At 62.2% G+C, this 20,877-nt stretch carries 15 protein-coding genes; 8 read left to right on the forward strand and 7 right to left on the reverse strand.

Going from position 1 to position 20,877, the window contains the following annotated elements; all coding sequences use genetic code 11:
* Nucleotides 1–13 precede the first annotated feature (13 nt).
* From V5735_RS22505 to rdfA, 3 genes are all read right to left on the reverse strand, one after another.
* Entirely contained in the window at nucleotides 14–4,096 is a 4,083-nt protein-coding gene (locus tag V5735_RS22505) for a glycoside hydrolase family 2 TIM barrel-domain containing protein (protein ID WP_423746890.1), read from the reverse strand.
* A gap of 548 nt (nucleotides 4,097–4,644) precedes the next feature.
* A complete protein-coding gene (locus tag V5735_RS22510) occupies nucleotides 4,645–6,606 on the reverse strand; it encodes an archaea-specific SMC-related protein (protein ID WP_423746891.1) in 1,962 nt (653 codons plus the stop codon).
* 122 nt (nucleotides 6,607–6,728) lie between these two features.
* Nucleotides 6,729–7,352 (reverse strand): rod-determining factor RdfA, encoded by a 624-nt coding sequence (gene rdfA, locus V5735_RS22515; protein ID WP_423746892.1) that lies wholly within the window; start codon nucleotides 7,350–7,352, stop codon nucleotides 6,729–6,731.
* Nucleotides 7,353–8,090: 738 nt separating this feature from the next.
* Between rdfA and V5735_RS22520 the strand changes: the two genes are divergently transcribed.
* Nucleotides 8,091–8,327 (forward strand): hypothetical protein, encoded by a 237-nt coding sequence (locus V5735_RS22520; RefSeq protein ID WP_423746893.1) that lies wholly within the window; start codon nucleotides 8,091–8,093, stop codon nucleotides 8,325–8,327.
* A gap of 169 nt (nucleotides 8,328–8,496) precedes the next feature.
* Here V5735_RS22520 and V5735_RS22525 read toward each other — a convergent pair whose 3' ends face one another.
* The 4 genes from V5735_RS22525 to V5735_RS22540 are packed head-to-tail and all read right to left on the reverse strand — an operon-like array spanning nucleotide 8,497 to nucleotide 11,152.
* Nucleotides 8,497–8,691 carry a CbaC protein gene (locus V5735_RS22525; RefSeq protein WP_423746894.1) on the reverse strand — a complete coding sequence of 65 codons (195 nt, stop codon included), beginning with the start codon at nucleotides 8,689–8,691 and terminating at the stop codon, nucleotides 8,497–8,499.
* Complete coding sequence (locus V5735_RS22530; protein WP_423746895.1) at nucleotides 8,688–10,400, reverse strand: b(o/a)3-type cytochrome-c oxidase subunit 1; 1,713 nt, start codon at nucleotides 10,398–10,400, stop codon at nucleotides 8,688–8,690. Before V5735_RS22530 ends, V5735_RS22525 begins: the two co-directional genes overlap by 4 nt.
* Nucleotide 10,401: 1 nt before the next feature.
* Complete coding sequence (locus V5735_RS22535; protein WP_423746896.1) at nucleotides 10,402–10,917, reverse strand: cytochrome c oxidase subunit II; 516 nt, start codon at nucleotides 10,915–10,917, stop codon at nucleotides 10,402–10,404.
* Nucleotide 10,918: 1 nt separating this feature from the next.
* On the reverse strand, nucleotides 10,919–11,152 hold the full coding sequence (locus V5735_RS22540) for a hypothetical protein (protein WP_423746897.1): 234 nt from the start codon (nucleotides 11,150–11,152) through the stop codon (nucleotides 10,919–10,921).
* A 99-nt stretch (nucleotides 11,153–11,251) separates the two neighbouring features.
* On the opposite strand from V5735_RS22540, the gene V5735_RS22545 reads away from it, so the two are divergent.
* The 7 genes from V5735_RS22545 to V5735_RS22575 all read left to right on the forward strand — a co-directional run bounded on the left by V5735_RS22545 (nucleotide 11,252) and on the right by V5735_RS22575 (nucleotide 20,855).
* Nucleotides 11,252–11,491: a hypothetical protein gene (locus tag V5735_RS22545; RefSeq protein ID WP_423746898.1), complete on the forward strand. Its 240-nt coding sequence runs from the start codon at nucleotides 11,252–11,254 to the stop codon at nucleotides 11,489–11,491.
* Between the two features lie 5 nt (nucleotides 11,492–11,496).
* Nucleotides 11,497–12,300, forward strand: a complete 804-nt coding sequence (locus V5735_RS22550; protein WP_423746899.1) for a sulfite exporter TauE/SafE family protein — start codon at nucleotides 11,497–11,499, stop codon at nucleotides 12,298–12,300.
* 4 nt (nucleotides 12,301–12,304) lie between these two features.
* Nucleotides 12,305–14,731: a heavy metal translocating P-type ATPase gene (locus V5735_RS22555; RefSeq protein ID WP_423746900.1), complete on the forward strand. Its 2,427-nt coding sequence runs from the start codon at nucleotides 12,305–12,307 to the stop codon at nucleotides 14,729–14,731.
* Between the two features lie 78 nt (nucleotides 14,732–14,809).
* Nucleotides 14,810–15,430: a TetR/AcrR family transcriptional regulator gene (locus tag V5735_RS22560; protein ID WP_423746901.1), complete on the forward strand. Its 621-nt coding sequence runs from the start codon at nucleotides 14,810–14,812 to the stop codon at nucleotides 15,428–15,430.
* A 218-nt stretch (nucleotides 15,431–15,648) separates the two neighbouring features.
* A complete protein-coding gene (locus V5735_RS22565; RefSeq protein WP_423746902.1) occupies nucleotides 15,649–16,848 on the forward strand; it encodes a cytochrome P450 in 1,200 nt (399 codons plus the stop codon).
* Nucleotides 16,849–17,138: 290 nt separating this feature from the next.
* On the forward strand, nucleotides 17,139–18,554 hold the full coding sequence (lpdA, locus tag V5735_RS22570) for a dihydrolipoyl dehydrogenase (RefSeq protein ID WP_423746903.1): 1,416 nt from the start codon (nucleotides 17,139–17,141) through the stop codon (nucleotides 18,552–18,554).
* A gap of 108 nt (nucleotides 18,555–18,662) precedes the next feature.
* Nucleotides 18,663–20,855 (forward strand): thiamine pyrophosphate-dependent enzyme, encoded by a 2,193-nt coding sequence (locus tag V5735_RS22575; RefSeq protein ID WP_423746904.1) that lies wholly within the window; start codon nucleotides 18,663–18,665, stop codon nucleotides 20,853–20,855.
* Nucleotides 20,856–20,877: the final 22 nt, after the last annotated feature.

Below are 20,877 nucleotides of genomic sequence, written 5' to 3' on the forward strand. Positions count from 1 at the left end.
ACGTTCGCTTTTTTCAGGCGTCCTCGTCGAACCGAGTGCGAGCGAGGGCCATCGGGTCGTCCTCTCCGACCGCGAACGGACGCAGGAGGAATTCGAACGACGTTTCGACCGGTCGAACCAGAAATTCGTCGTACGGTTCGATTGGTGTCCCGCCGACGCCGGACACTCGATGGTCGAGATTGAACGCCACGGAGCCGTGGTCTTCGAGTTCGTACTCGTGTTCGGCCTCGGCAAGGTTCGAGAACCGGTTGTAGCTCACGTTCATCGGCTCGTCCGTCGTGGCGGCGAGCAGTCCGACCCCGTCGTCGCCCGCGATGCTCGCCCACCGCGTGTCCGCCTTGTTCCCGTTCTCCGTCGGCGGGACGTAGGGGACGTACTGGTCTGCGACCGTTCCGGAGTACCGGCCGATATCGACCCCCGTCTTTCGGTCGGGATACGTCTCCTGTGGTCCGCGACCGTACCACTCCACCCGGTCGAAGCCGCTCGGCGCATCCACCTGCAGGCCCACCTTCGGAAGATAGTCCGTGACGATGCCCTTCAGCTCCTCGTTCGGGGCGGCATCGACGCCGACCGTGACGCTTCCGTCCCCGAAGATTCGGAAGCGATAGGTCGTCTCGAATCCGGCGTGGGCCGACCCCGATTCCGCTTTCTTCCCCTTCGAGAAGCTTTTCACGTCGATTCTGACCAGCGAGTCGTTCGGCTGTGAGACGGACGCGGAATCGACGACGGTATCGAGCGAATCAAGTCCGGCCGCCTTCCAACTGGACGCCTGCTCGCTACCCCATGCCTGCACCTCGTTCATGATGGGCGCGCGCCACGCGTTGAACAGGGGACCTCGTTCGAGCACTTCGGTCCCCTCGTACCGCATCGACGTGATTGTTCCGACGGTTTCGTCGAATCGGTATTCGAACGCGGCACCCGAAACGACCGCTCCGTCGTCCGTTTCGGAAACATCGAGCGACGGGAGGTCCGCAAGCGATTCGAGCGTCGGCTCCTCGACTTCGAACGGCAACTCGAACTGTTCCCGAGCCACTTCGTGTCCGGCGTCGGCGTACGCCGACGCCTCGGGCTTCGTGAACGAAACGTTCAGTCGGTATTCGGTCCCGGGGGTTGGCTCGCTCGGTTCCTCGAACGGAACTCGAACACGACGGGTTTCGCCGGGGGTGATGTCGAGGCCGAGGTCACCCGATTGGACGGGAACGTCGTCGGCGACGAGTTCCCATCGGCAGTCCACCTCGGAGACGTTCGTGAAGTTGTAGTGATTCGTGACGTACAGTTCGCCGTTTCGAATGTCCGCAGGCGCGGCCTTCACGGGTTGTTGGCTGTGTTTGAGCTGCCAGAGTTCGGGTTGGGGCTCGCGGTCGGACCAAACCATCCCGTTGATACAGAACGGGTTTCCGTCGTAGAAGGCGTACTCCACCTCCTTCCCGTCCACTGTTGTCGTTCGCGCGACGTCTTGATTGACCCAATCCCAGATGAATCCGCCCTGTAAGCTCGTATCGCGGAGCAGCGAAGCGAACGAGTAGCTAAGCACTCCCTCGTCGGGGGCCAACTCGTCGATATCGATGATTTCGTCCGGGGCGAGGGCGCGGTCGAATGCGTGGACGGAATCTACGGTTAATCCGAAATCGTGGTCGTCACCCGTGGGACCGACCTGAACGTGCTCCGTCTCGAGGGCGGCCGAGAACGACCGGCCGGTTTTCGCTACGCGCTCGCCGTCGAGGTACAGTCGAACACCGTCGTCGTCGCGGACGAGGACGAGCGTGTGCCATTCGTCATCGCTGGGAGTCGCCGACGGTTTGCCGCCGACGGACGCGGACCCGACGCCGAGTTCGACCCGTCCGTCACCATCCATCGACAGCGCGTGCCGGTCACCTATCGAGACGAGGCCGACGCCCGTTCCCGGTTCGACGCCTCGGAACGTGATTCCGAACGTGAACGCCGACGAATCGAGGTCCAGTTTCGACACATCGACGTCGATGTGGTCGTCGTCTCGGAGCGTGACGCTGCCCTTCGACCGCCCGACGCCGACGGTCGGTGACCCGACCAGCACGCCGTCGTTGCCGTTGCCGCTCTCGTCGCGCGCCGTTCTGACCGCCGGTTGGATGTACTCCGACCACATCCGATGGACCAAGCCGAGACTGTTGCCCATGGCGTGGTCGTACTCGCCCATCACGACCGGTCGCTTGCCGTCGCCCGGAGACCCGTCACCCGCCGACCTGTCCCCGAATCTCGGACTGTCGCTGACGTCGTCGCCCGCCGCGAGACCGAGGAGCGTTTCGAGGCCGATGTACCGTGGCCCGAGCATGTCGGCGAACTCGACGTCCCAGCCGCCGTGGTTGGGCTGGTGGTACAGGAGCCTGTCCGGCGCGAGTGCCTCGATGTCCCCGCCGTCGAACGATTCAACCGGTTCGGGGGCGAGCCGGGTCGCGTCGGCGGTGCTATCGGGAACGCGGGGGTCGTCGGTGCCGAGCGCGAGCGCGGCCATCTCGATGTGTTCGGCGGCCGTTCCCGCCTCGTTCCCCGTCGACCACGCGAAGACCGACGTGTGGTTCCGGTCCCGGAGGAGCATCCGCCGGAAGCGTTCGACCGCCTGTTCGTGGTAGGCGGTCGTCTGCGCGAGGATGCCCTCCCACCAGTGGGTCTCACAGCACACCTCGTCCATCACGTAGATACCGTACTCGTCCGCGAGACGGAGGTACGTCGGGTCGTTGGGATAGTGGGACGTTCGGACGGCGTTCACGTTGAACTGCTTCATCCGCTCGAAGTCGGCTCGCATCGTCTCGACCGGAAGCGTTCGCCCCGTCTCCGGATCGGTTTCGTGGCGGTTCGTCCCGCCGAGGTTGACCGGTTCGCCGTTGACCAACACCTGCGCACCCGGCCCGCCACGGGTCGTCTCGAAGGTTCGGAACCCGACTTTATCGAGGAGAACCTCCGTCGTCCGACCCCGCCCGTCGGTCAGTTCGAGGACGAGCGTGTAGAGGTTTGGATGTTCGGCGGACCACTTCTCCGGGTCGTCTACCTCTGTTTCCAACGTCACGACCCCGCCGTCAGAATCGACGGCCGTTTCCCTCGTAATCTCGACCCGTTTCGGTTCACGACCGGTATCACAGCCGTTTGCCCCGGCCCGTTGGTTCGTCCCCTCGGGTTCGTGGAGGGCGGCGCGGACGGTGTAGGTTCCACAGTGACCTTCGTAGTTCGCTAGCTCGGCGTCGATTCGCAGGTGACCGTCCTCGTACTCGTCGTCGAGACTTGCCGTGACGTCGAAGTCCCGAACGTGTACTTCGGGCGTCGAGAACAGGTAGACGCTCCGGTAGATGCCGGAGTAGCGGAACATGTCGATAGTTTCCATCGCCTCGCCGTCCGAGAACCGGTACACCTGCACCGTGACCTCGTGTTCCTCGCCCGGCGTCACGTGGTCGGTGATGTCGAACTCACCCGGCGTCATCGACCCTTGTTGGAAGCCCACGTACTGACCATCTATCCAGACGAAGTAGGCCTGTTTGACGCCCGCGAAGTGGAGGAACGTCTCCCGGCCATTCCAGCCCTCCGGAACGCGGAACGTCCTGCGATACGTCGCGGTCGGGTTGGTTTCGGGGATATCGACGGTCCCGTCGTCGTCCGGCACCAGATCGCCGTCGAGCGGCGGGTCGTAGTGTACCCACGTCTCCTGCCAGTTCGCGTAGGTGTACTGCCCGTATCCTTCGGTTTGCCACGGACGCGGGACCGTGATGCTGTTCCAGTTCGTCCCGTCGTGGTCCGTCGGGCGTTTGTCGGGGGACTCGTAGAACGCGAACTGCCACTCGCCGTTCAGCAGTTCGAAGTACTCTGACCCCGCGAATCGGTCCTCCAAGGCCGCGAACCTCTCGTCCGACCGTCGGGCGCCTCCGACCGACCCGTAGGGTATCGTCGGAGTAGTGTGCGTCGGTTCGCGGTGCTGTGAAAACGTACTCGGGTCTTCGATGTATTCCGTGAGGTTGTCGATTCGCCCCGGGCCGCCGGTCGCCGTCGACGGTGCGTTCACGGTCGACTTTTTAGTTGCTACGGCGTTCGTACTGTTCGATACGGTCGGTAGGAGCGCCGCTGCGCTCGTCAACTGGAGAAATCGCCGCCGTGTCGGCGTAACCGTTCGGCTATCTGTCTCGGACGTCGTGGGTTCGTGTTCGCTCATTTCGAGATACCTCTGGCTAGTATCGCAGCTGACCTGTTTCCTAGCCGCTACGGACTGAATAGATACCGACGACATTTAAAGTATGTTGCATGGCACTTTTCATAAGAATATGAAATATGTGGAACGAAAGGGCTATTTCGATGCTCTCGGGTCGCTCCCGACGACCCACCGACGGTTGCCGAAGCGACGCGTAGCCGGAGCGGCCGCATCGGTAGTGTGTTTCAAAAACCGAACTATTTCAATGAAATATAAAACTAACGGTACGTTTTTGAAGGAAATTCGGGATAGTGGATGTCTCTCGGTCGGTACGGTGTCGTCACTACTCCTTTGGCGGTATCGTTACTCTTCTCCGGGTTATTATTTCAAACCTTGAAGGAACTCCAATCCCGTGTCTTTCTTCGCGGCGTCGGCCGCCCATCGGGGTCAGATTGCGTGACCCCGGATGATACCCGTCGTTCCGACGGCTACGCGGCTCAGATTTCGGTCACGCGCTCGTGTTTCTCATCGACGGCGGCGGCGTCCTCGGGGAGCAGCGCGGCGACGAGATAGCCCGCCGACTCGCTGAAGTAGTCGATCAGTACGGCGATGCGGTCCGAGTCGATGGCTTCGAGCGAGTCGAGGAGGATGAACGGAACGATATCGTAGACCTCGTGGACGAGATAGCCCGCGAGGGCGAACACGAGGCCGGTCACTTCCCGTTCGCTCTCGCTGAGGTGGTCGATGGTGTCTTCGTAGGTCGTTCCCGACTCGGTGCTCCGAATCACGTGGAGGTCGAACACGCTTTTCGTGGACTTCCTGCGCCCTTCTCGAACCTCTCGTTTCGTTCGGTCGATCCAAATTCGTTCGAGGTTGTCGTAGTCGAGCAGGTCGAGGACGGTCTCCATGTGTCCGTTGAACTGCTCGACTGCTCGGGTCTCTATCTGCTCGATGCGAGTGCGCAGGTTCGCCAACTCGTCGCTGATCGCTTCTCGTCTGTCCTCCAGTTGCTCCTCTTCTTCGACCCGCGACTCGATAGCCCCGATTTCGTCCTCCACGTCTTCGAGGTCGGATTCGAGTCGGTCGAGTTCGAACTCTATCTGATTCGCTTCCTTGTGAAGGTCCAAAACGTCACTGTACTCCTCCTGTTCGAGTTCTTCGACCGCTTCTTCGAGGGTTTCGACTTCCTCCATGAGGTTCGCCCGCGTCTCCCGAAGGTCGTCGAGACGGGCCTTTCGGTCCTCGATTTCAGATTCGAGTCGCTGACGCCGTTGTTCCGTTCGCTCGCGCTGGCGGCGCGTCTCTTCGAGTTCCTGTTTCTCGTCTCGAAGTTCGGAAATCTCGCTTTCGAGCGAGTTACGGTCCGCGAGCTTCTCCTTTCGGAGGTCGCGGAGTCGTTCGATGGTCCCCTCGATAGTTCGCTCCTCGACCTCCGTGCCGCACGTCCAACAGACGACCGTCTTTGTGTCGTCGACGAGTTGGTCGGTGATGGAATCGTTCGAATGAGCGTCGTGCTCGCCGCCCCGCAGTGCGGAAAGTAGCTCCGGGCTCGTTCCGTCCAACATCTCCTCGTTGAACTGGATGATCGTCTGCAGTTCGGCCATGGTCGACTCCAACCGCTGTTTCTCCTCCCGTCGTTGCTGAATTCGATCCGTCACCGCCGACAGGTCCGCCTCCGAGACTTCAGCACCGTCAGCGCCCTCGTCTTCGAGGTCGTCCACTTCGTTTTCGACCGCTTCGATGCTCTCCTCTTCGGTCGTGATGTCGTATCGAACGTCTTCGAGGCGCGAACGGGTTTGACTCAGTTCTTCGAGCTTCTCGTCGAGCGCTGCCTTCTCGGATTTCGATTCGCCGAGGTCCGCGTCGGCGGCCTCCAGTTCGGCTTCCTTCTCCGCGAGCGCGGTCCGTTTCTCGGCAATCTCGTCCTGCAGTTGCGTTCGCTCCTCCTCGAGGTCGGGGAGTTGCTGTTTGAGCGATTCGAGGTCGGAGAGCTCGTCGTCGAGTTGCTGTCTCTCACGCTTTAGCTCCTCGATCTCGGCCTGAATCGCGTCGGTATCGACGGGTCGCATGATGAGGTCGCGCAAGCCGTCTCCGCGTGCGACCGCTCGACGGGCCTCGTTCGATTCGAGCAGGAACGCGAAGAGATCGGCGAGTTCGGGGTCGTCGAGGTACGGATCTCCGCTCATGGAAACCGTTCCGTTCTGCCGCGTCAGCGTTCTGGTATACGTCTCGTCGCCGATCGTGAGTTCGGCTCGCCCCTCGTCGGCGTCCCCTTTGAGCGACGATTGGTCGCTTCCGAGCGTCGCCATGATGGCTTGGAGCAGGGACGTTCGGTTGGTCGCGTTGCGACCGGTAAGGGCGGTCACTCCCGGAGAAAAGCTGATCTCCGTTTCGTCGATACCGCCGATGTTTCGAGCGTGTAGATGTACGTGACTCAACGTTCGGTCCGATAGTTGCATACGCGTTCGTTGTCGGTCCCCCAATATAAATGGTACATTTTCCGTATCGGAACGTTACAGAACTATTTCCGTAACGCTTCGTGAGACATCGAGGACGAAACGGCTCCGATGGGGCGAGTTTATCAATTGTCCGGCGGACAGTCGCAACCGCCGCCTTGGAGCAGTTCGTCCACAGAATACGAGCGACCGCACGTGTTACAGACGACGCGTAGATCGACGAACAGCTCGAAATCGCCGAGCGTGAGTTCGCCGGATTTCGCGAGATTTTCGAGCGTGGTTTCGGTCACCGCGTTCGTTCGACTGCGCAGTCGTTGAATCGTCTCCGTATCCTTTTCGAGTCGCGTCCTCCCGTCGTCCTCGGCGGGATAATCCACGCTTCGGTATTTGGTGAGGTAGGTATGGATGGCCTGATGGGAGACGAAATCGCGTTTTAGCTTTGTGACGTCGAGTCCGTCACGTTCGAGGGAGTTCTCCGTTTCCGTCCGAACGCCGCTACTAATCTCGTCGCTCGTCAGCAGTCGGTAGGTGTTCTCTACTTCGCCGTCGAGGGTCGATACCTCGGCGTCGGTCAGCGCGGCCCGGAGCACCTCGTGATTGAACAGGTCCGCGAGCTCACGAAGACTGTACTGCTCGGTGCCGTCGCCGAGCCAGTACGCTTCGAGCGTGTCGCCCATGGTATCCAACCCGTATTCGTCGATGACTCGCTGCACTTTACTCGTCCGTCGCGTGGTTTGATTTTCGCTCATGCTTTCTCGTGTTGCGTTCGTTACGTAGCACTGTGGGACGATACGGTAAGATACTTGTCCTTCTCGCCGTCCCCTGTACCGCTCAGTTCATATCGTGGAATACGATTTATATTTCGAGAGAGTGTCGCGTCTGTCGAACTTCTGAACGTCTCATTCGAGCACCGATTCGAGCCGAATAGAATTGTGTATAAACTACAATATTATGTCCGGGACGAGCGGTTTTGGAGACGTAATAAACGACGCTAATAAGCGTGGATTAGATAGGTGCGGAAATCTTTGACATAGATTACTGCTTTTCACTATTTCTCGATTACCGGTTGTATCTCGTATTTTATAGCGACAACAGGTTCAGAACACCGGAAACAGTCCCGTGAGGCCGTTCGAGTGTGAACACTCCGAACGGTGACGGACGAATAGAACCGGACCCGTGTGCTCGGCCGACCGAAATTGTCACCCTGTCGGTAGCCGTCACCCGAATTGTACAAACTACGCAATACTATGCGTATTCGTGCGCTCCGTCGTAGCGATAATCTGCCCCCCCGACTGTCGCCGTGGTTCCGTTTCCGAAGCACCATCGAGCGACTCGATCCGGGTTCGTATCGGTCGCGTCTTCGGTCTCGAATTCGATGCGTTCGTCGAATCCGTTTCCCGCCGTTCCTCGCGCTATCCCCCCGTTTTCACGCCGTGAGAATCGGAATCCGATTTGATTAGCTGTCGAGAAGTAGGCATAACCGTACCATGTCTTCGACACTCCGCACTCGGATCGACCCCATCAAAATCGCGCTCGGTGTCTTCACCGTCCTCGGACTCGCCCTGACGGGAGTCGCGGGATACGCGCTCCTGTCCGCGGGCGGCGGTTCGGTGTTGGTCTCGGCCAACACCGCGGTCGCGCTCCTGTCGGGCACGTCGCTCGTCGTGTTCGTCCTGCTCGCCTCGAAGGTGTTCGAGCGCCGGATGGCCGGTCGGGGTCACTGAACACGACGCGACTCGGTTTCGAGAACGGACGACTGCTCGCGGTCGTCCCTCTTTTTTCGACGACAACGACAGAAAGAGGACGCGAGCGTTCGAACGACGATTTCGGTAGTTCCGATGGTTCTGATGTTCGATGTTCCGTCAGACCGACGCTGAGCCACCGCTGGGTGGCTCAGTGGCTCGCTCTGGACGCCCGCTTGCTCCCGTCGTACACGGCGAGGACGGCGAGCACGAACAGCGCCTCCACGATGGCGACGACCACGATGGGAACTTCGATACTGAAGAACCCGAAGAACGTCCGGAGTTCGATGGCTATCGGGATGCTGACCGCCACGAGGATGAGAGCACCGGCTGCTGTGAGTTTCATGCTATCACCCCCATTAGCATGTTGAATCCGTCTATCAGCACCGGGACGGCGACGGTCCTGCCGAACAGCCCGGCGTCCCTGATGATGCTCGCCAGCGGGATGACGTAGGCGAGAATCACGAGGATGGCCGCGATGGCCGTCCACAGTTTCAGGTTGTCGAGGACGACCGGACTTCCGCTCGCTCCCGAAAGCGGTGCGGGAATCCTGTCGTCGACCGGCATCTCGATGGGGTCCTCGATGGACGAGAGGAGGATGTTGAACAGGAACAACACGACCGACAGGAACAGCAGGACGGCACCGATAGCGAGCTGCGCGCGGAGTTCGGCCACCGACCCGATGGTCGCCGTGAAGTCGAAGCTCTGGTACTGGGGTTCGGCGGTCCGCCGGGGAATGCCGAGGAGCCCGGCACGGTGCATCGCGTTCGACATGAACACCATCCCGACGAACCACGTGACGACCTGAAACAGGCCGATGGGACGGCTGTAGAGCCGCCGTCCGGTCAGTTGCGGGACGAGCCAGTAGGCACCCGCCATCATCGTCAACGCCACCGCGGTCCCGACTGTCAGGTGGAAGTGGCCGGGGACCCACAGCGTGTTGTGGATGAGATAGTTGATGTTCATCCCGGCGTTGATCATGCCGGAGAACCCGCCCGCCGCGAACATGAGTCCCGCGAGCGCCATCCCGGTGAACGCCGGGTCGCGCCACGGGAGGACGCCGAGCCACTTGAGATAGCCCTTCCCGCCGCGCTGGCGCGCGCCGTGTTCCATACTGGCGACGACCGTGAACGCGGTCAGCAGGCTCGGGAGCAGGAGGAACATCGTGTTCGTCATGGCGATGAACTTGAAGCCCTCCGCGATGCCGGGGTCCAGATACTGGTGGTGGATGCCGACCGGCGTCGAGAGCAACAGGAAGAGCACGAACACAACGCGCGCGAGCGGGTCGCTGAACAGGCGACCGCCCGAGAGTTTCGGCAGCACGGTGTACCACAGCAGGTAGGCCGGCATCAGCCAGAAGTAGACGACCGGGTGGCCGAAGTACCAGAACAGCGTCCGGGTGAGGAGGGGGTTGATGGTGTCGATGAAGCCGAGCGACCACGGGATGAAGAAGAACACGACCGAGATGGCGACGCCGAGGGTCGAGAGGTACCACATCACCATCGTCGTCAGCACCATGAACGTCTGGAGCGGAATGCGCTCGTCGGGGTGCTCGCTTCGCCACTTACGGAAGGCGAGGAACCAGTCCGCGCCCGCCATCCACGTCCCGATGATGAACATCGCCAATCCGACGTAGAACAGCGGATGGGCTTGTAAGGGTGCATAGAAGGTGTACAGCACGTCCGCGCTCATATCGAGGCTCGGGAACAGACCGGCGACGATGGCGATCGCCGCGAACGTCGCGCCGGTCGTCGTCAGCCCGAACCACGCCCACGTCAACTTGATGTTCGGGAGCGGCGATTCCAAACTCCGCGTGACGGCCCACGTGAAGAGCCCGAGGAGGTAAAAAATGGTGAACACCAGCGCGAGCAGGACGCCGTGTCCCGTGAGGATGGTGTAGTAGTCGGTCGAGGGAAGGACCCGAACGAACCCCGTCCGGTGGAGTCCCTGTATCAGTCCGAAGAACGCGCCGATGCCCAATGCGACGAACGAGACGAGGAACGTCGCCTTGATGACTTTGGCTTCCTCGGGGTACTCGTCTACGTACAGCGACATCTCAGGCACCTCCCGCCGTCGCGTTGAACTCGTTCTCGGGGACGACCTTCAGCGTCCCTTCCATGCCGTGGTGGCCCGCGCCACAGTATTCGTTACAGAGGATACCGTACTCCCGCGGACCCGAGACTTCGACGGTGAACGTCGCTATCTGTCCCGGAATCACCATCGTGTTGGCGTTCGTGCCGACCACCTCGAATCCGTGTATCACGTCCGCGGACGTCACGTGGAACGTGAGCGTGCTGTTGGCGGGCACGACGATGGGCTCGTTCGTGCCGGGTTGATACAGGAATTGCTTGGCGACGACGTACACGTCGTACTCGTTCGCCCCGGTTTTGTAGACGCCGGGGTTACCGAACTTGGGGTGTTGGTCGACCGCCTTCGGGTCGATGGTTCCGCCCTCGTCGTCGATCATCGAGACGCCCACGCCGACCGCACCGTACGTGACGGTCGCGATGATGCCAATTATCAACAACAGCGACGCGGCGAGCCAGACCTTCTCGTACTCGTGAATCTCCATGTTATCCCACCACCGTGATACCGCGGCCGAGGAACTCGACGAAGTACATGAACACCCACATCGAGACCAAAATCATGAAGTACACGAAAATCAGCGTCAGCGTTCCGATGGGGTCGAAATCGTCGTGTTCCAGCTCCCGTTCGATGCCGTTCGAGGCCGACCCGACGAGGTATCCGCGTGGACGCTCCGCCGAGTCGCTCTCTTGAACCGAACGTTGCTCCAGTTCTGTCGACATAGCTCAGGCTACGAAGAGATTTTTTAAATTATGTGTCCGTAATTCTCATCGGCTGGAAATCGGCGAAGTACCATAAGTACAGTAGTTCCAAGTACGGGTATGGACCCGTCGAAACGTGATTCTCGGCTCAAAGCCGAGCTGTCGAAGCATTCGCCTCGAAGTGTGAGTATTATCGCTCTCCTTGCACTCGTTCCGGTGGTCGCGTTCGCCTTCGAGAAGAGTCTGTACGCGGGCGTCGTCACGTCTATCAACGTGAGTCTCATCTTCACGAGCATCTACCTGCTCGTCTCGCCGACGGAGGGTGACCACGGGACCGACGTCGCCGAATCCACGGCTTGACGACGATGTTCGTTCCGCTCCACGGTCACGGCGTGGCGCTCCCGACCGGGAACGTGGACGCCGTGGTGTTTCTCGTCATCGGCTTCCTCGGCGGCGGCCACTGTCTCGGGATGTGCGGCCCGTTGGTGAGCGTCTACGCCGACCGATTGCGGGAGATAGAGGGTACCGAGGCCGGGACGCTGACGCTCCTGCAGGTGCGCCAGCACGTCGTGTTCAACCTCGGCCGGACCGCCGGGTACGCGACCGTCGGAGCCCTTCTCGCCGCGCTCGGTGCCGTCACGGTCGGGTCGATGAGCGCGGTGCTGTCGGTCGGCACCGGGATTCAGGCCACGACCGCACTGCTCTCGGGTGGATTCATCGCCGTCATGGGATTTTCGTACGTCGGCGGGTCGGTCAAGCATCCGTCCATCGGACCGCTGAACGACCTGTTCGGGCGACTGAGCGGCCTGTTGACGCGCCGGGTGGACGATTTCGTCGGCGATGCCCGCATCGCGGGGCTCGGGGTCGTTCACGCGCTCCTTCCGTGCCCGATAACGTACCCCGCGTACGTCTACGCGTTCGCGCTCGGCGACCCGCTCCGCGGCGGGTTCCTGCTCGCGCTCGTCGGTCTCGGAACGCTCCCGACGCTGCTGGTCTACGGCACCGTCTTCGGGTCGCTGTCGGCGAGCAAGCACCTGCACCGTATCTTGGGTGTCGCGTTCGTCGTCCTGGGCTACCTGATGCTCGCACACGGACTGATGCTGTTCGGTATCGACGTGCCGCGGGTGGCGCTCCCGCTTCCGTCGCCGAACTATCGACTGGTGGGGTGAAACGGTGAGCGAATCGACCGCCGCGGCGGACGACCGACGCGCACCGGACGAACGACGTTCGACCGACGAGTGTACGCTCTGTGGATTACCGACCGGCGACGCGCCCGTCACCGACGGTGACGTCGATGGGGGCTACTGCTGTCGTGGCTGTCTCGAAATCGCGCGAACGCTGGACGACGTGGAGGCGGCCGACGCCGACGAGGTGCGAAGCGAGCGGAAAACGGGGACGGAAAATGCGCCCGAGGACGCGGACCACACCTACCTCGCGGTCGACGGAATGCACTGTGCGACCTGCGAGACGTTCATCGAATCGACCGCCGCCGACGCGGACGGCGTGTACGGGGCGGACGCGAGCTACGCGACGGACATGCTTCGGGTCGCCCACGATGCGGACACCGACTTGGAGGACGTCCGTCGCGTCCTCGACCGCTACGGCTACGGCGTCGGCGACCCCGACGACACCGACGAGGAGCGCACCGACACGCAACTCGTCCGTTTCCTCATCGGCGGCGGCGTCTTCGGGATGATGGTGATGATGTGGTACGTCCTCTTTTTGTACCCGAGCTATCTGGGCTTCGAACCGCTCGTGGACCTCGGCGGCTTCGACGGCCTCTACCTGTTCGGCAACGTCTGGCTCATGTCCTCCATCGTCCTCTTTTACACCGGGTATCCGATACTCCGCGGTGCGGTGGTCAGCCTCCGCGCGGGCCAGCCGAACATGGACCTGCTCGTATCGCTGGCGGCGGTGAGCTCCTACTGTTACAGCGCCGTCGCGGTGCTCGTTGGGGGGACCCACGTCTACTTCGACGTGACGGTCACCATCGTCATCGTGGTCACCGTCGGGAACTACTACGAGGACCGCATCAAGCAGCGCGCCACGAGCGGCCTCTCCGAGTTGACCAGCGCACACGTGGACGACGCCACCCGCATCACCGGGGACGACGACCACGAGACCGTCCCCGTTGAGGACCTCGTGCCCGGAGACCGCGTTCTCGTCCGACCGGGCGAACGCGTTCCCGTGGACGGGACCGTTGTCGACGGCAGCGCCGCCATCGACGAGTCGCTCATCACGGGCGAGTCGATTCCCAAGACGCGACGTTCCGGCGACCCCGTGCTCGGCGGCACCATCGCGTCCGACAACCCCATCGTCGTCGAGGTCGGTACCGACGCGACCAGCACGCTCGACCGACTCGTCGAACGGTTGTGGCAGATTCAGAGTTCGCGGTCGGGCATCCAGCGACTCGCGGACAAACTGGCGACCCTCTTCGTCCCGACGGTGCTCGCCCTCGCGGTGGTCACGACGGGCTACCACCTCGTCACGGGTTCGACGGTCGCCGCCGCCCTCCTCACCGGACTCACCGTGCTCATCGTCTCGTGTCCCTGTGCGCTGGGGTTGGCGACGCCGCTGGCGGTCGCGTCGGGAATTCGGGAGGCGGCCGACCGGGGAATCGTGGTCGCTTCCGACGCCGTGTTCGAGTCCGTCCCCGACGCCGACGTCGTGGTCTTCGACAAGACCGGCACGCTCACCGACGGCGCGATGACCGTCCGGGACGTCCTGGTCAACGGTGACGCTGACACCGACGTCGATGACGCCGATGGCGTTGACGACACCGACGCGGTGCTCGCTCGTGCTGGCGCGCTCGAACGCTTTTCCGCGCATCCCATCGCGGCGGCCGTCGCGGACGCGGCCGAGGAAATGCCCGACGCCGAAGACGTCGAGACGCACGACAGAGGCGTGACCGGCGTCGTAGACGGCGAGCAGGTCGTCGTCGGCCACCCGACCCTCGTGGAGTCTCGTGGCGTTGCCCTCACATCGTCGAACGAATCGGCGATGGCCGCCGCCCGCGACGCGGGTCGCGTTCCCGTCGTCGTCGCGTGGGGTGGCCGCGTCCGCGGCGTCATCGTCGTCGGAGACACTCCGCGACCCGAGTGGGAGACGGCCGTCGCGGCTATCGGCGGCGACCGCGACGTGGTGATACTCACGGGCGACGACGAGCGTGCCGTCTCCCGATTCCGCGCCGACCCGAACGTCACCGAGGTGTTCGCGGGCGTTCCCCCGCAGGCCAAGCGGGAGACCATCGAACGCCTCAAATCTCGGGGGACGGTGGCGATGGTCGGCGACGGGAGCAACGACGCGCTGGCGCTCGCGGCGGCCGATATCGGCATCGCGCTCGGAAGCGGCACCGACCTCGCGGGTGACGCCGCGGACGCGGTGCTCGTGCGCAACGACCTCGATGCCGTCCCCGAGGTGTTCGCGGTCGCTCGCGGCACGAACCGGCGACTCCGACGCAACCTCGGGTGGGCGTTCCTCTACAACGCGGTCGCGGTCCCGCTCGCGGCGTTCGGGTTGTTGAACCCGTTGTTCGCGGCGGTCGCGATGGGAACGAGTAGCCTCATCGTCGTCGCCAACTCGGCGCGGTCGCTGGACTGAGCGGGTCCCTCGATTGCTCCCGTCATGGGCAATATTGAAGTCACCTTCTAGTCCTACACCCAACATAACGATATTACGATGAGCAGCTATCCGGAAACCGAACAGCGAATCAGAGAGGCCGCGTTTCGCGCGCTCGCCGAACACGGATACGCGGACCTCTCGATCAAAGATATCGGTGACGAACTGGGTCAAAACCCCTCTATAATCTACCACTACTACGATAGTAAGGACGACCTCCTCCTCTCGATGCTCGACGTCTTCGTCGACATATTCGTCGGACAGCAGGACGATCACCCGATCACCGATGCGGAGGATGAACTGAGACGATTCGTGGAACAGATACTACATCCGACATCGGAACAAGTCGAACGAGTCATGTTTTCCCCGCCGTCGGATATCGAGACGGCGGTTTCACGGGTGTACGTCGAACTGTGGGCGCACGCGACGTGGGACGATAACTTCCGAAAGGAAACGACACAAGCGGAAGACAGTCTACGGACGGCGATCGCTCGAATACTCCGGGCGGGAATAGAAGACGGCCAGTTCCGGTCGGTCGATGCGGAACTGACGGCGGACCACATCTGTTTTCTCATCCAGCAGGGACTACACACACGGTCGACGACGAACCGCGATGACGCCGCCGAACGAGTTCTAACGATGATCGATGGAATCGTAGCAGACATCTCTCGCAAAGACTAGCCTCCGCTCTCCCGTAGGCGGTGTGTCATCGATATACCGTCGAGTTCTCGTTTCGACATCCGGAACGACCTCCGAATTCGAGAAGACACTATATTCGGAATAACGGCCCACAAGGTCTGTTCGTAGAGATTCTGGCTCCGTATATCCTGTGTTTCCGCGCTCTCACATCAGATGGAATAACAAAAAGGCCTATAATTGATTAATTGGTCAATTAAATCATGCAGTCCACAGATGCAGTCGTGGGAAAGAGCGAACTGCCGGAAGCGATCCGTAGTCGAGACGGACAGTTGGAACCATTCGAGTGGTACGCTGAAATGCGTCAACGCTCCCCCGTACACTTCGACGAGGAGCGACAGCACTGGGACCTCTTTCGGTACGAAGAAATCGATCGGGTCCTTACCGATTACGAGTCGTTTACCGCGAATCGATCCGGCTCCGAGAACGCCACGGACGATGACGGAGCGATGTTTCAGACGATGATCATGGTCGACCCGCCGGGACACGACCGACTACGCGGGTTCGTCAACGAACGATTCCAACCGGGGACGCTCAGGGAATACCAGCCTCGAATCGAGGAGTTGACCGAAGAGGTATTGGACCAAATCGACGGCGAGGACCGATTCGATTTCGTCGATGAGTTCGCAATACGGCTTCCGATAACCATCATCGCGGAACTGTTGGGAATTCCTGCCGAACGCCGCGACGAGTTTAAAGAGTGGTCGGACGCACTCGTCGCACGTCCCGAGGACGGATCCGAATCTTCGATCGAACGGAGCCAAGAGCGGACGCAGTGGGCACAGCAACAGATGGGACAGTACTTTGCCCAGTTGCTCGAAGAGCGCCAAGACGGAAGCGGGGACGACCTCATTACGCTCGCCGCGACGACCGAGGAGCTGAGCAGGGGAGAACAAGTCGGCTTCTGTATGCTCCTTCTCGTTGCGGGGAACATCACGACGACGAATCTCCTGACGAACGCCCTCTGGTGTTTCGAGGAACGGGGAATAACCGATGCGATTCGGACGGGAGATATCGACCGGAAACAGGCTATCGAGGAGGTGCTCCGATACCGCTCTCCGATCCAATCGTTGGACCGTGTTGCGTTGGAGGACGTCGAACTGAACGGCAAGCAGATTCGGGAAGGGGACGTCGTAACGGCGTGGCTCGGTGGTGCCAACCGCGACCCGGAGCTCTTCGACGCTCCCGAGGAGTTCCGTCCCGAACGAAGTCCGAATCGCCACATCGCATTCGGAAAGGGTGTCCACTACTGTCTGGGCGCGCCGCTCGCACGAATCGAGGCGGACGTCGCGTTCGACGTCCTGCTCGACCGGTTCGAAACGATAGAGGCGGATTTAACGGACCTACGGCCGCTATACAGCCTGTACGGTCTCGAATCGCTCACGTGTACCGTCGAGGAATAATCGTGAATGGACTGAACGGGAAGAGGGCGGCCGCGATGAGAACTAGCCGCATCGTCGTCGCCAACTCGGCGCGGTCGCTGGACTGAACGCCGCTCTCTCGGTCTCCTTTTTCCGTCCGATACACTGACGACCGTATCGGAGACCCGAACGCGTGCCTATGTCGATACGTAAGCAACTAGCCAGTAGTGATTATGCGCTGGCCGTTGCGTTCTCTTTTCGACTCGGCGCAAGCGGACGAATCGGGAAGCAGAACTTCGAACGAAGACCGACCCAACTCATTCCGACCAGAGATGTCTGATACGCACGTTCCGGACGAAACGGAAGTCGTCATCGTCGGCGCGGGTCCGGGTGGCTACGTCGCGGCGATTCGCGCCGGGCAACTCGGACTCGACGTCACGCTCGTAGAGAAGGAGGCGTATGGCGGTACCTGCCTCAACTTCGGGTGTATCCCCTCGAAGGCGCTAATATCCGCGGCCGACGCCGCCCACGAGGCGGCGACGGGGGGGAATCGTGGTATCCACGCCGACCCGGATATCGACCTCGCGGAAACCGTCGATTGGAAGGACGACGTCGTGGACCGACTCACTGGCGGCGTCGAGCAACTCTGTGAGCGGGCGGGCGCGACGCTCGTTGAGGGGCGCGCCGAGTTCGCCGACGAATCGACGGTCGCGGTCCACACCGACGAAGGGGACCACGAACTGTCGTTCGACCACGCCGTCGTTGCGACCGGCAGTCGCGCCGTCGAACTCCCCGACTTCCCGTTCGATGAGGACACGATTCTCGACTCGCGGCAAGCGCTCGCGCTGGAAGAAGCGCCGGAGTCGCTGGTCATCGTTGGGGCCGGTTACATCGGCATGGAACTCGCGACTGCTTACGCCAAGGCCGGAGCAGACGTGACCGTCGTGGAGATGCTGGACGAGATACTGCCCGGTTACGGGGCGGCGGCGAGCGAACTCGTTCGCGAGCGCGCGACGGACCTCGGCGTCGATTTCCACTTCGGAGAGCGCGCGGCGGACTGGCGGGACCGCGACGGCGGTATCACCCTCGTCACGGAGGACGAAGGGGGCGAAAAAGCGGAATACGACGCCGAGAAGGTGCTCGTCGCCATCGGCCGCGAACCCGTCATCGACACGGTGACCCTCGACGCACTCGGCATCGAACCGACCGACGACGGCTTCATCGAAACCGACGGACGAGGCCGCACCGAACGCGAGAACGTCTTCGCCATCGGCGACGTTGCGGGCGAACCGATGCTCGCCCACAAGGCGATGCGGGAGGGCGAAGTCGTCGCCGAAGTCATCGCGGGCGAACCGGCCGCGCTCGACTATCAGGCCGTTCCGGCGGTCGTGTTCACCGACCCGGAAATCGCCACGGTCGGAATGACCGAGGACGAGGCCGCCGACGCGGGATACGACGTGATAACCGGCGAGATGCCGCTCCGGGCGAGCGGTCGTGCGCTCACCCTCGATACCGACGAGGGATTCGTCCGCGTCGTCGCCGACGCCGACGAAGGCTATCTCCTCGGCGCGCAACTCGTGGCCCCGGAAGCGTCGGAACTCGTCGCCGAGTTCGGCCTCGCGCTCGAACTCGGCGCGACCGTGGAGGACATCGCCGCGACGATTCACACCCATCCGACGCTCTCGGAGGCCGCGAAGGAAGCCGCGGCCAACGCTCACGACCACGCCATTCACACGCGAAACGACTGATTCGAGACGCCGACCAAATCATGAACCAACCCATCCATCCGCCGACGAACGAATCGCCTCGCACCGACACGAAGCCACCGACGGGTCTCACAGCATCGGTATCCGCCCATGTCTGAGGAGAAATGGTCCGAGCGGGACCCCCCGCGCGATTTTCGCCAACTCCTCGACGACGAGGGCCACCTCCTCGACGGGGCGGACGTGCCGAGTCTCGGAGACGACGAACTCGTCGAGTTCTACCGGACGATGGTCGCGACCCGGCAACTCGAAGACACGATGTTGAACATGCAGCGAAGCGGTGAAGCGAGCCTCGTCGCCCGCGAACTCGGTGAGGAGGCGACGCCGCTCGGTGCCGCGGCCGCGCTCGACGAGGACGACTGGGTGTTTTACACCTACCGACAGAACGCGGCGCTGCTCCACTGGGACGTGCCGATGGCGAAGATAATTCTCGGGACGACCGGACAGGAACCCGAGACGATTGCCGAGGGACTCGACGACTGGGACTCTTCGGTGAACTTCTCGCCGGACTACACGCCCGTCGCCGTGAACGTGACGAACGCGGCCGGGTCGGCGATGACCGACCGGTTCCGCGACCGCGACACCGTTTCGATGGTCTTCATCGGTGACGGGTCAACGAGCGAGGGGTCGTTCCACGACGGCATGAACTTCGCGGGCGTCTTCGACGCGCCGGTCGTCGTCGTCGTGCAGAACAACCAGTGGGCGATTTCGGAACCGTCACAGCGCCAGACCGCCGCCGAGACGTTCGCCAAGAAGGCCGAGGCGTACGGCGTTCCGCACGAACGCGTCGACGGCAACGACGTGCTCGCCGTCTACGACGCGGCGAGCGAAGCGGTCGAACGCGCCCGCGAGGGCGGCGGACCGACGCTGGTCGAATGCGTTACGTACCGAATGGGGAACCACAATACCTCCGACAACGCGGACCTCTACCGCGACGAGGCGGAACTGAAGGAGGAGTGGGAGGAACGCGACCCCATCGACCGGTTTTCGACGTATCTCGGCAACCGGAACCTCCTCGACGACGACCGCCGCGAGGAGATTCGAAACGAGGTCGATGCCGAGGTGGACGATGCCGTCGAGACGGCCCGGAGCGTCCCCGACACCGACCCGATGCGGATGTTCGATCACCACCTCCACGGCACCTCGTGGCGGGAGGCACACCAGCGAACCGAGTTCCAGCGCGAACAGGAGGGAGAAAACCCGTTCACTGATTTTACCGGGGAGGCGTTCGACACCGAGCAGTGGGAGGGGCACGGTCCCGACCTCGATATCGACATCGCGCCGCTCGACCCCGGCGAGGACGACGTGGAGACGGAAGACTGGAACATCGTGACGGCGGTGAACCACACGCTCCGTCAGGAGATGTCGCGGGACGACACGATGCGAATCCTCGGGTACGACATCGGCCCCATCGGCGGTGTCTTTCGAGCCACGGAGGGACTTCTCGACGAGTTCGGCCCGGACCGCGTGATAGACACGCCGCTGTCGGAAAACGGCATCGTCGGAACCGCGGTCGGCATGGCGATGCGGGACGACAGGCCGGTTCCCGAAATCCAGTTCATGGGTTTCTCGTACCCTGCGTTCGGCCAGTTCATGTACGCCGTCGCCAAGATGTACGAGCGCACCGGGGGCGACATCGAACTGCCGATGACGATTCGGATGCCGTACGGCGGCGGCATCAAGGCACTCGAATACCATCAGGAATCGACCGAGACGTTCGAGATTCACGCGCCGGGCGTCCGCGTCCTCTGCCCGAGCACGCCGTACCAGACGAAGGGACTGTTGGCGTCGAGCATCCGGTGTGACGACCCGGTGGTGTTCATGGAACCGAAACGTATCTACCGCGGTTTCGACGAACCGGTGCCGACGGACGAATACACGCTCCCACTGGACGAGGCCCGAACCGTCCGAGAGGGCGAGGACGTGACGGTACTCACGTGGGGGGCGATGGTCCGCCACGCGGAGAGCGCCGCGGATGAAGTCGATGCGGACGTCGAAGTAATCGACCTCGTGTCGCTCTCCCCGCTCGACGTGGAGACGATTCTGGCGTCGGTGAAGAAGACCGGCCGGTGTGTCGTCGTCCACGAAGCGCGGCGCACGCTCGGCCTCGGCGCGGAACTTTCGGCGCTGGTCAACGAGTACGCCATCGACCGGTTGAAGGCACCCGTCAAACGGGCGACGGGCTACGACGTTCACTTCCCGAACAACGACATCGAAGACGACTATCTCACGGACGCGGAGCGCGCGAAATACGCCATCGAGGCGGTGATGAGCTATGAATACTGAACGACCGATAGACCGACAGCGA

Origin of the sequence: Haladaptatus sp. SPP-AMP-3 (genome assembly GCF_049568665.1) — an archaeon.
In the GTDB taxonomy this organism is placed as follows: Archaea; Halobacteriota; Halobacteria; order Halobacteriales; family Haladaptataceae; genus Haladaptatus; species Haladaptatus paucihalophilus.

Bases quoted from the DNA above. Each gene is read 5' to 3' on its own strand.
- V5735_RS22510 (WP_423746891.1), bottom strand. From the start codon at position 6,606: ATGCAACTATCGGACCGAACGTTGAGTCACGTACATCTACACGCTCGA.
- rdfA (WP_423746892.1), bottom strand. From the start codon at position 7,352: ATGAGCGAAAATCAAACCACGCGACGGACGAGTAAAGTGCAGCGAGTC.
- V5735_RS22520 (WP_423746893.1), top strand. From the start codon at position 8,091: ATGTCTTCGACACTCCGCACTCGGATCGACCCCATCAAAATCGCGCTC.
- V5735_RS22525 (WP_423746894.1), bottom strand. From the start codon at position 8,691: ATGAAACTCACAGCAGCCGGTGCTCTCATCCTCGTGGCGGTCAGCATC.
- V5735_RS22530 (WP_423746895.1), bottom strand. From the start codon at position 10,400: ATGTCGCTGTACGTAGACGAGTACCCCGAGGAAGCCAAAGTCATCAAG.
- V5735_RS22535 (WP_423746896.1), bottom strand. From the start codon at position 10,917: ATGGAGATTCACGAGTACGAGAAGGTCTGGCTCGCCGCGTCGCTGTTG.
- V5735_RS22540 (WP_423746897.1), bottom strand. From the start codon at position 11,152: ATGTCGACAGAACTGGAGCAACGTTCGGTTCAAGAGAGCGACTCGGCG.
- V5735_RS22545 (WP_423746898.1), top strand. From the start codon at position 11,252: ATGGACCCGTCGAAACGTGATTCTCGGCTCAAAGCCGAGCTGTCGAAG.
- V5735_RS22550 (WP_423746899.1), top strand. From the start codon at position 11,497: ATGTTCGTTCCGCTCCACGGTCACGGCGTGGCGCTCCCGACCGGGAAC.
- V5735_RS22560 (WP_423746901.1), top strand. From the start codon at position 14,810: ATGAGCAGCTATCCGGAAACCGAACAGCGAATCAGAGAGGCCGCGTTT.
- V5735_RS22565 (WP_423746902.1), top strand. From the start codon at position 15,649: ATGCAGTCCACAGATGCAGTCGTGGGAAAGAGCGAACTGCCGGAAGCG.
- lpdA (WP_423746903.1), top strand. From the start codon at position 17,139: ATGTCTGATACGCACGTTCCGGACGAAACGGAAGTCGTCATCGTCGGC.
- V5735_RS22575 (WP_423746904.1), top strand. From the start codon at position 18,663: ATGTCTGAGGAGAAATGGTCCGAGCGGGACCCCCCGCGCGATTTTCGC.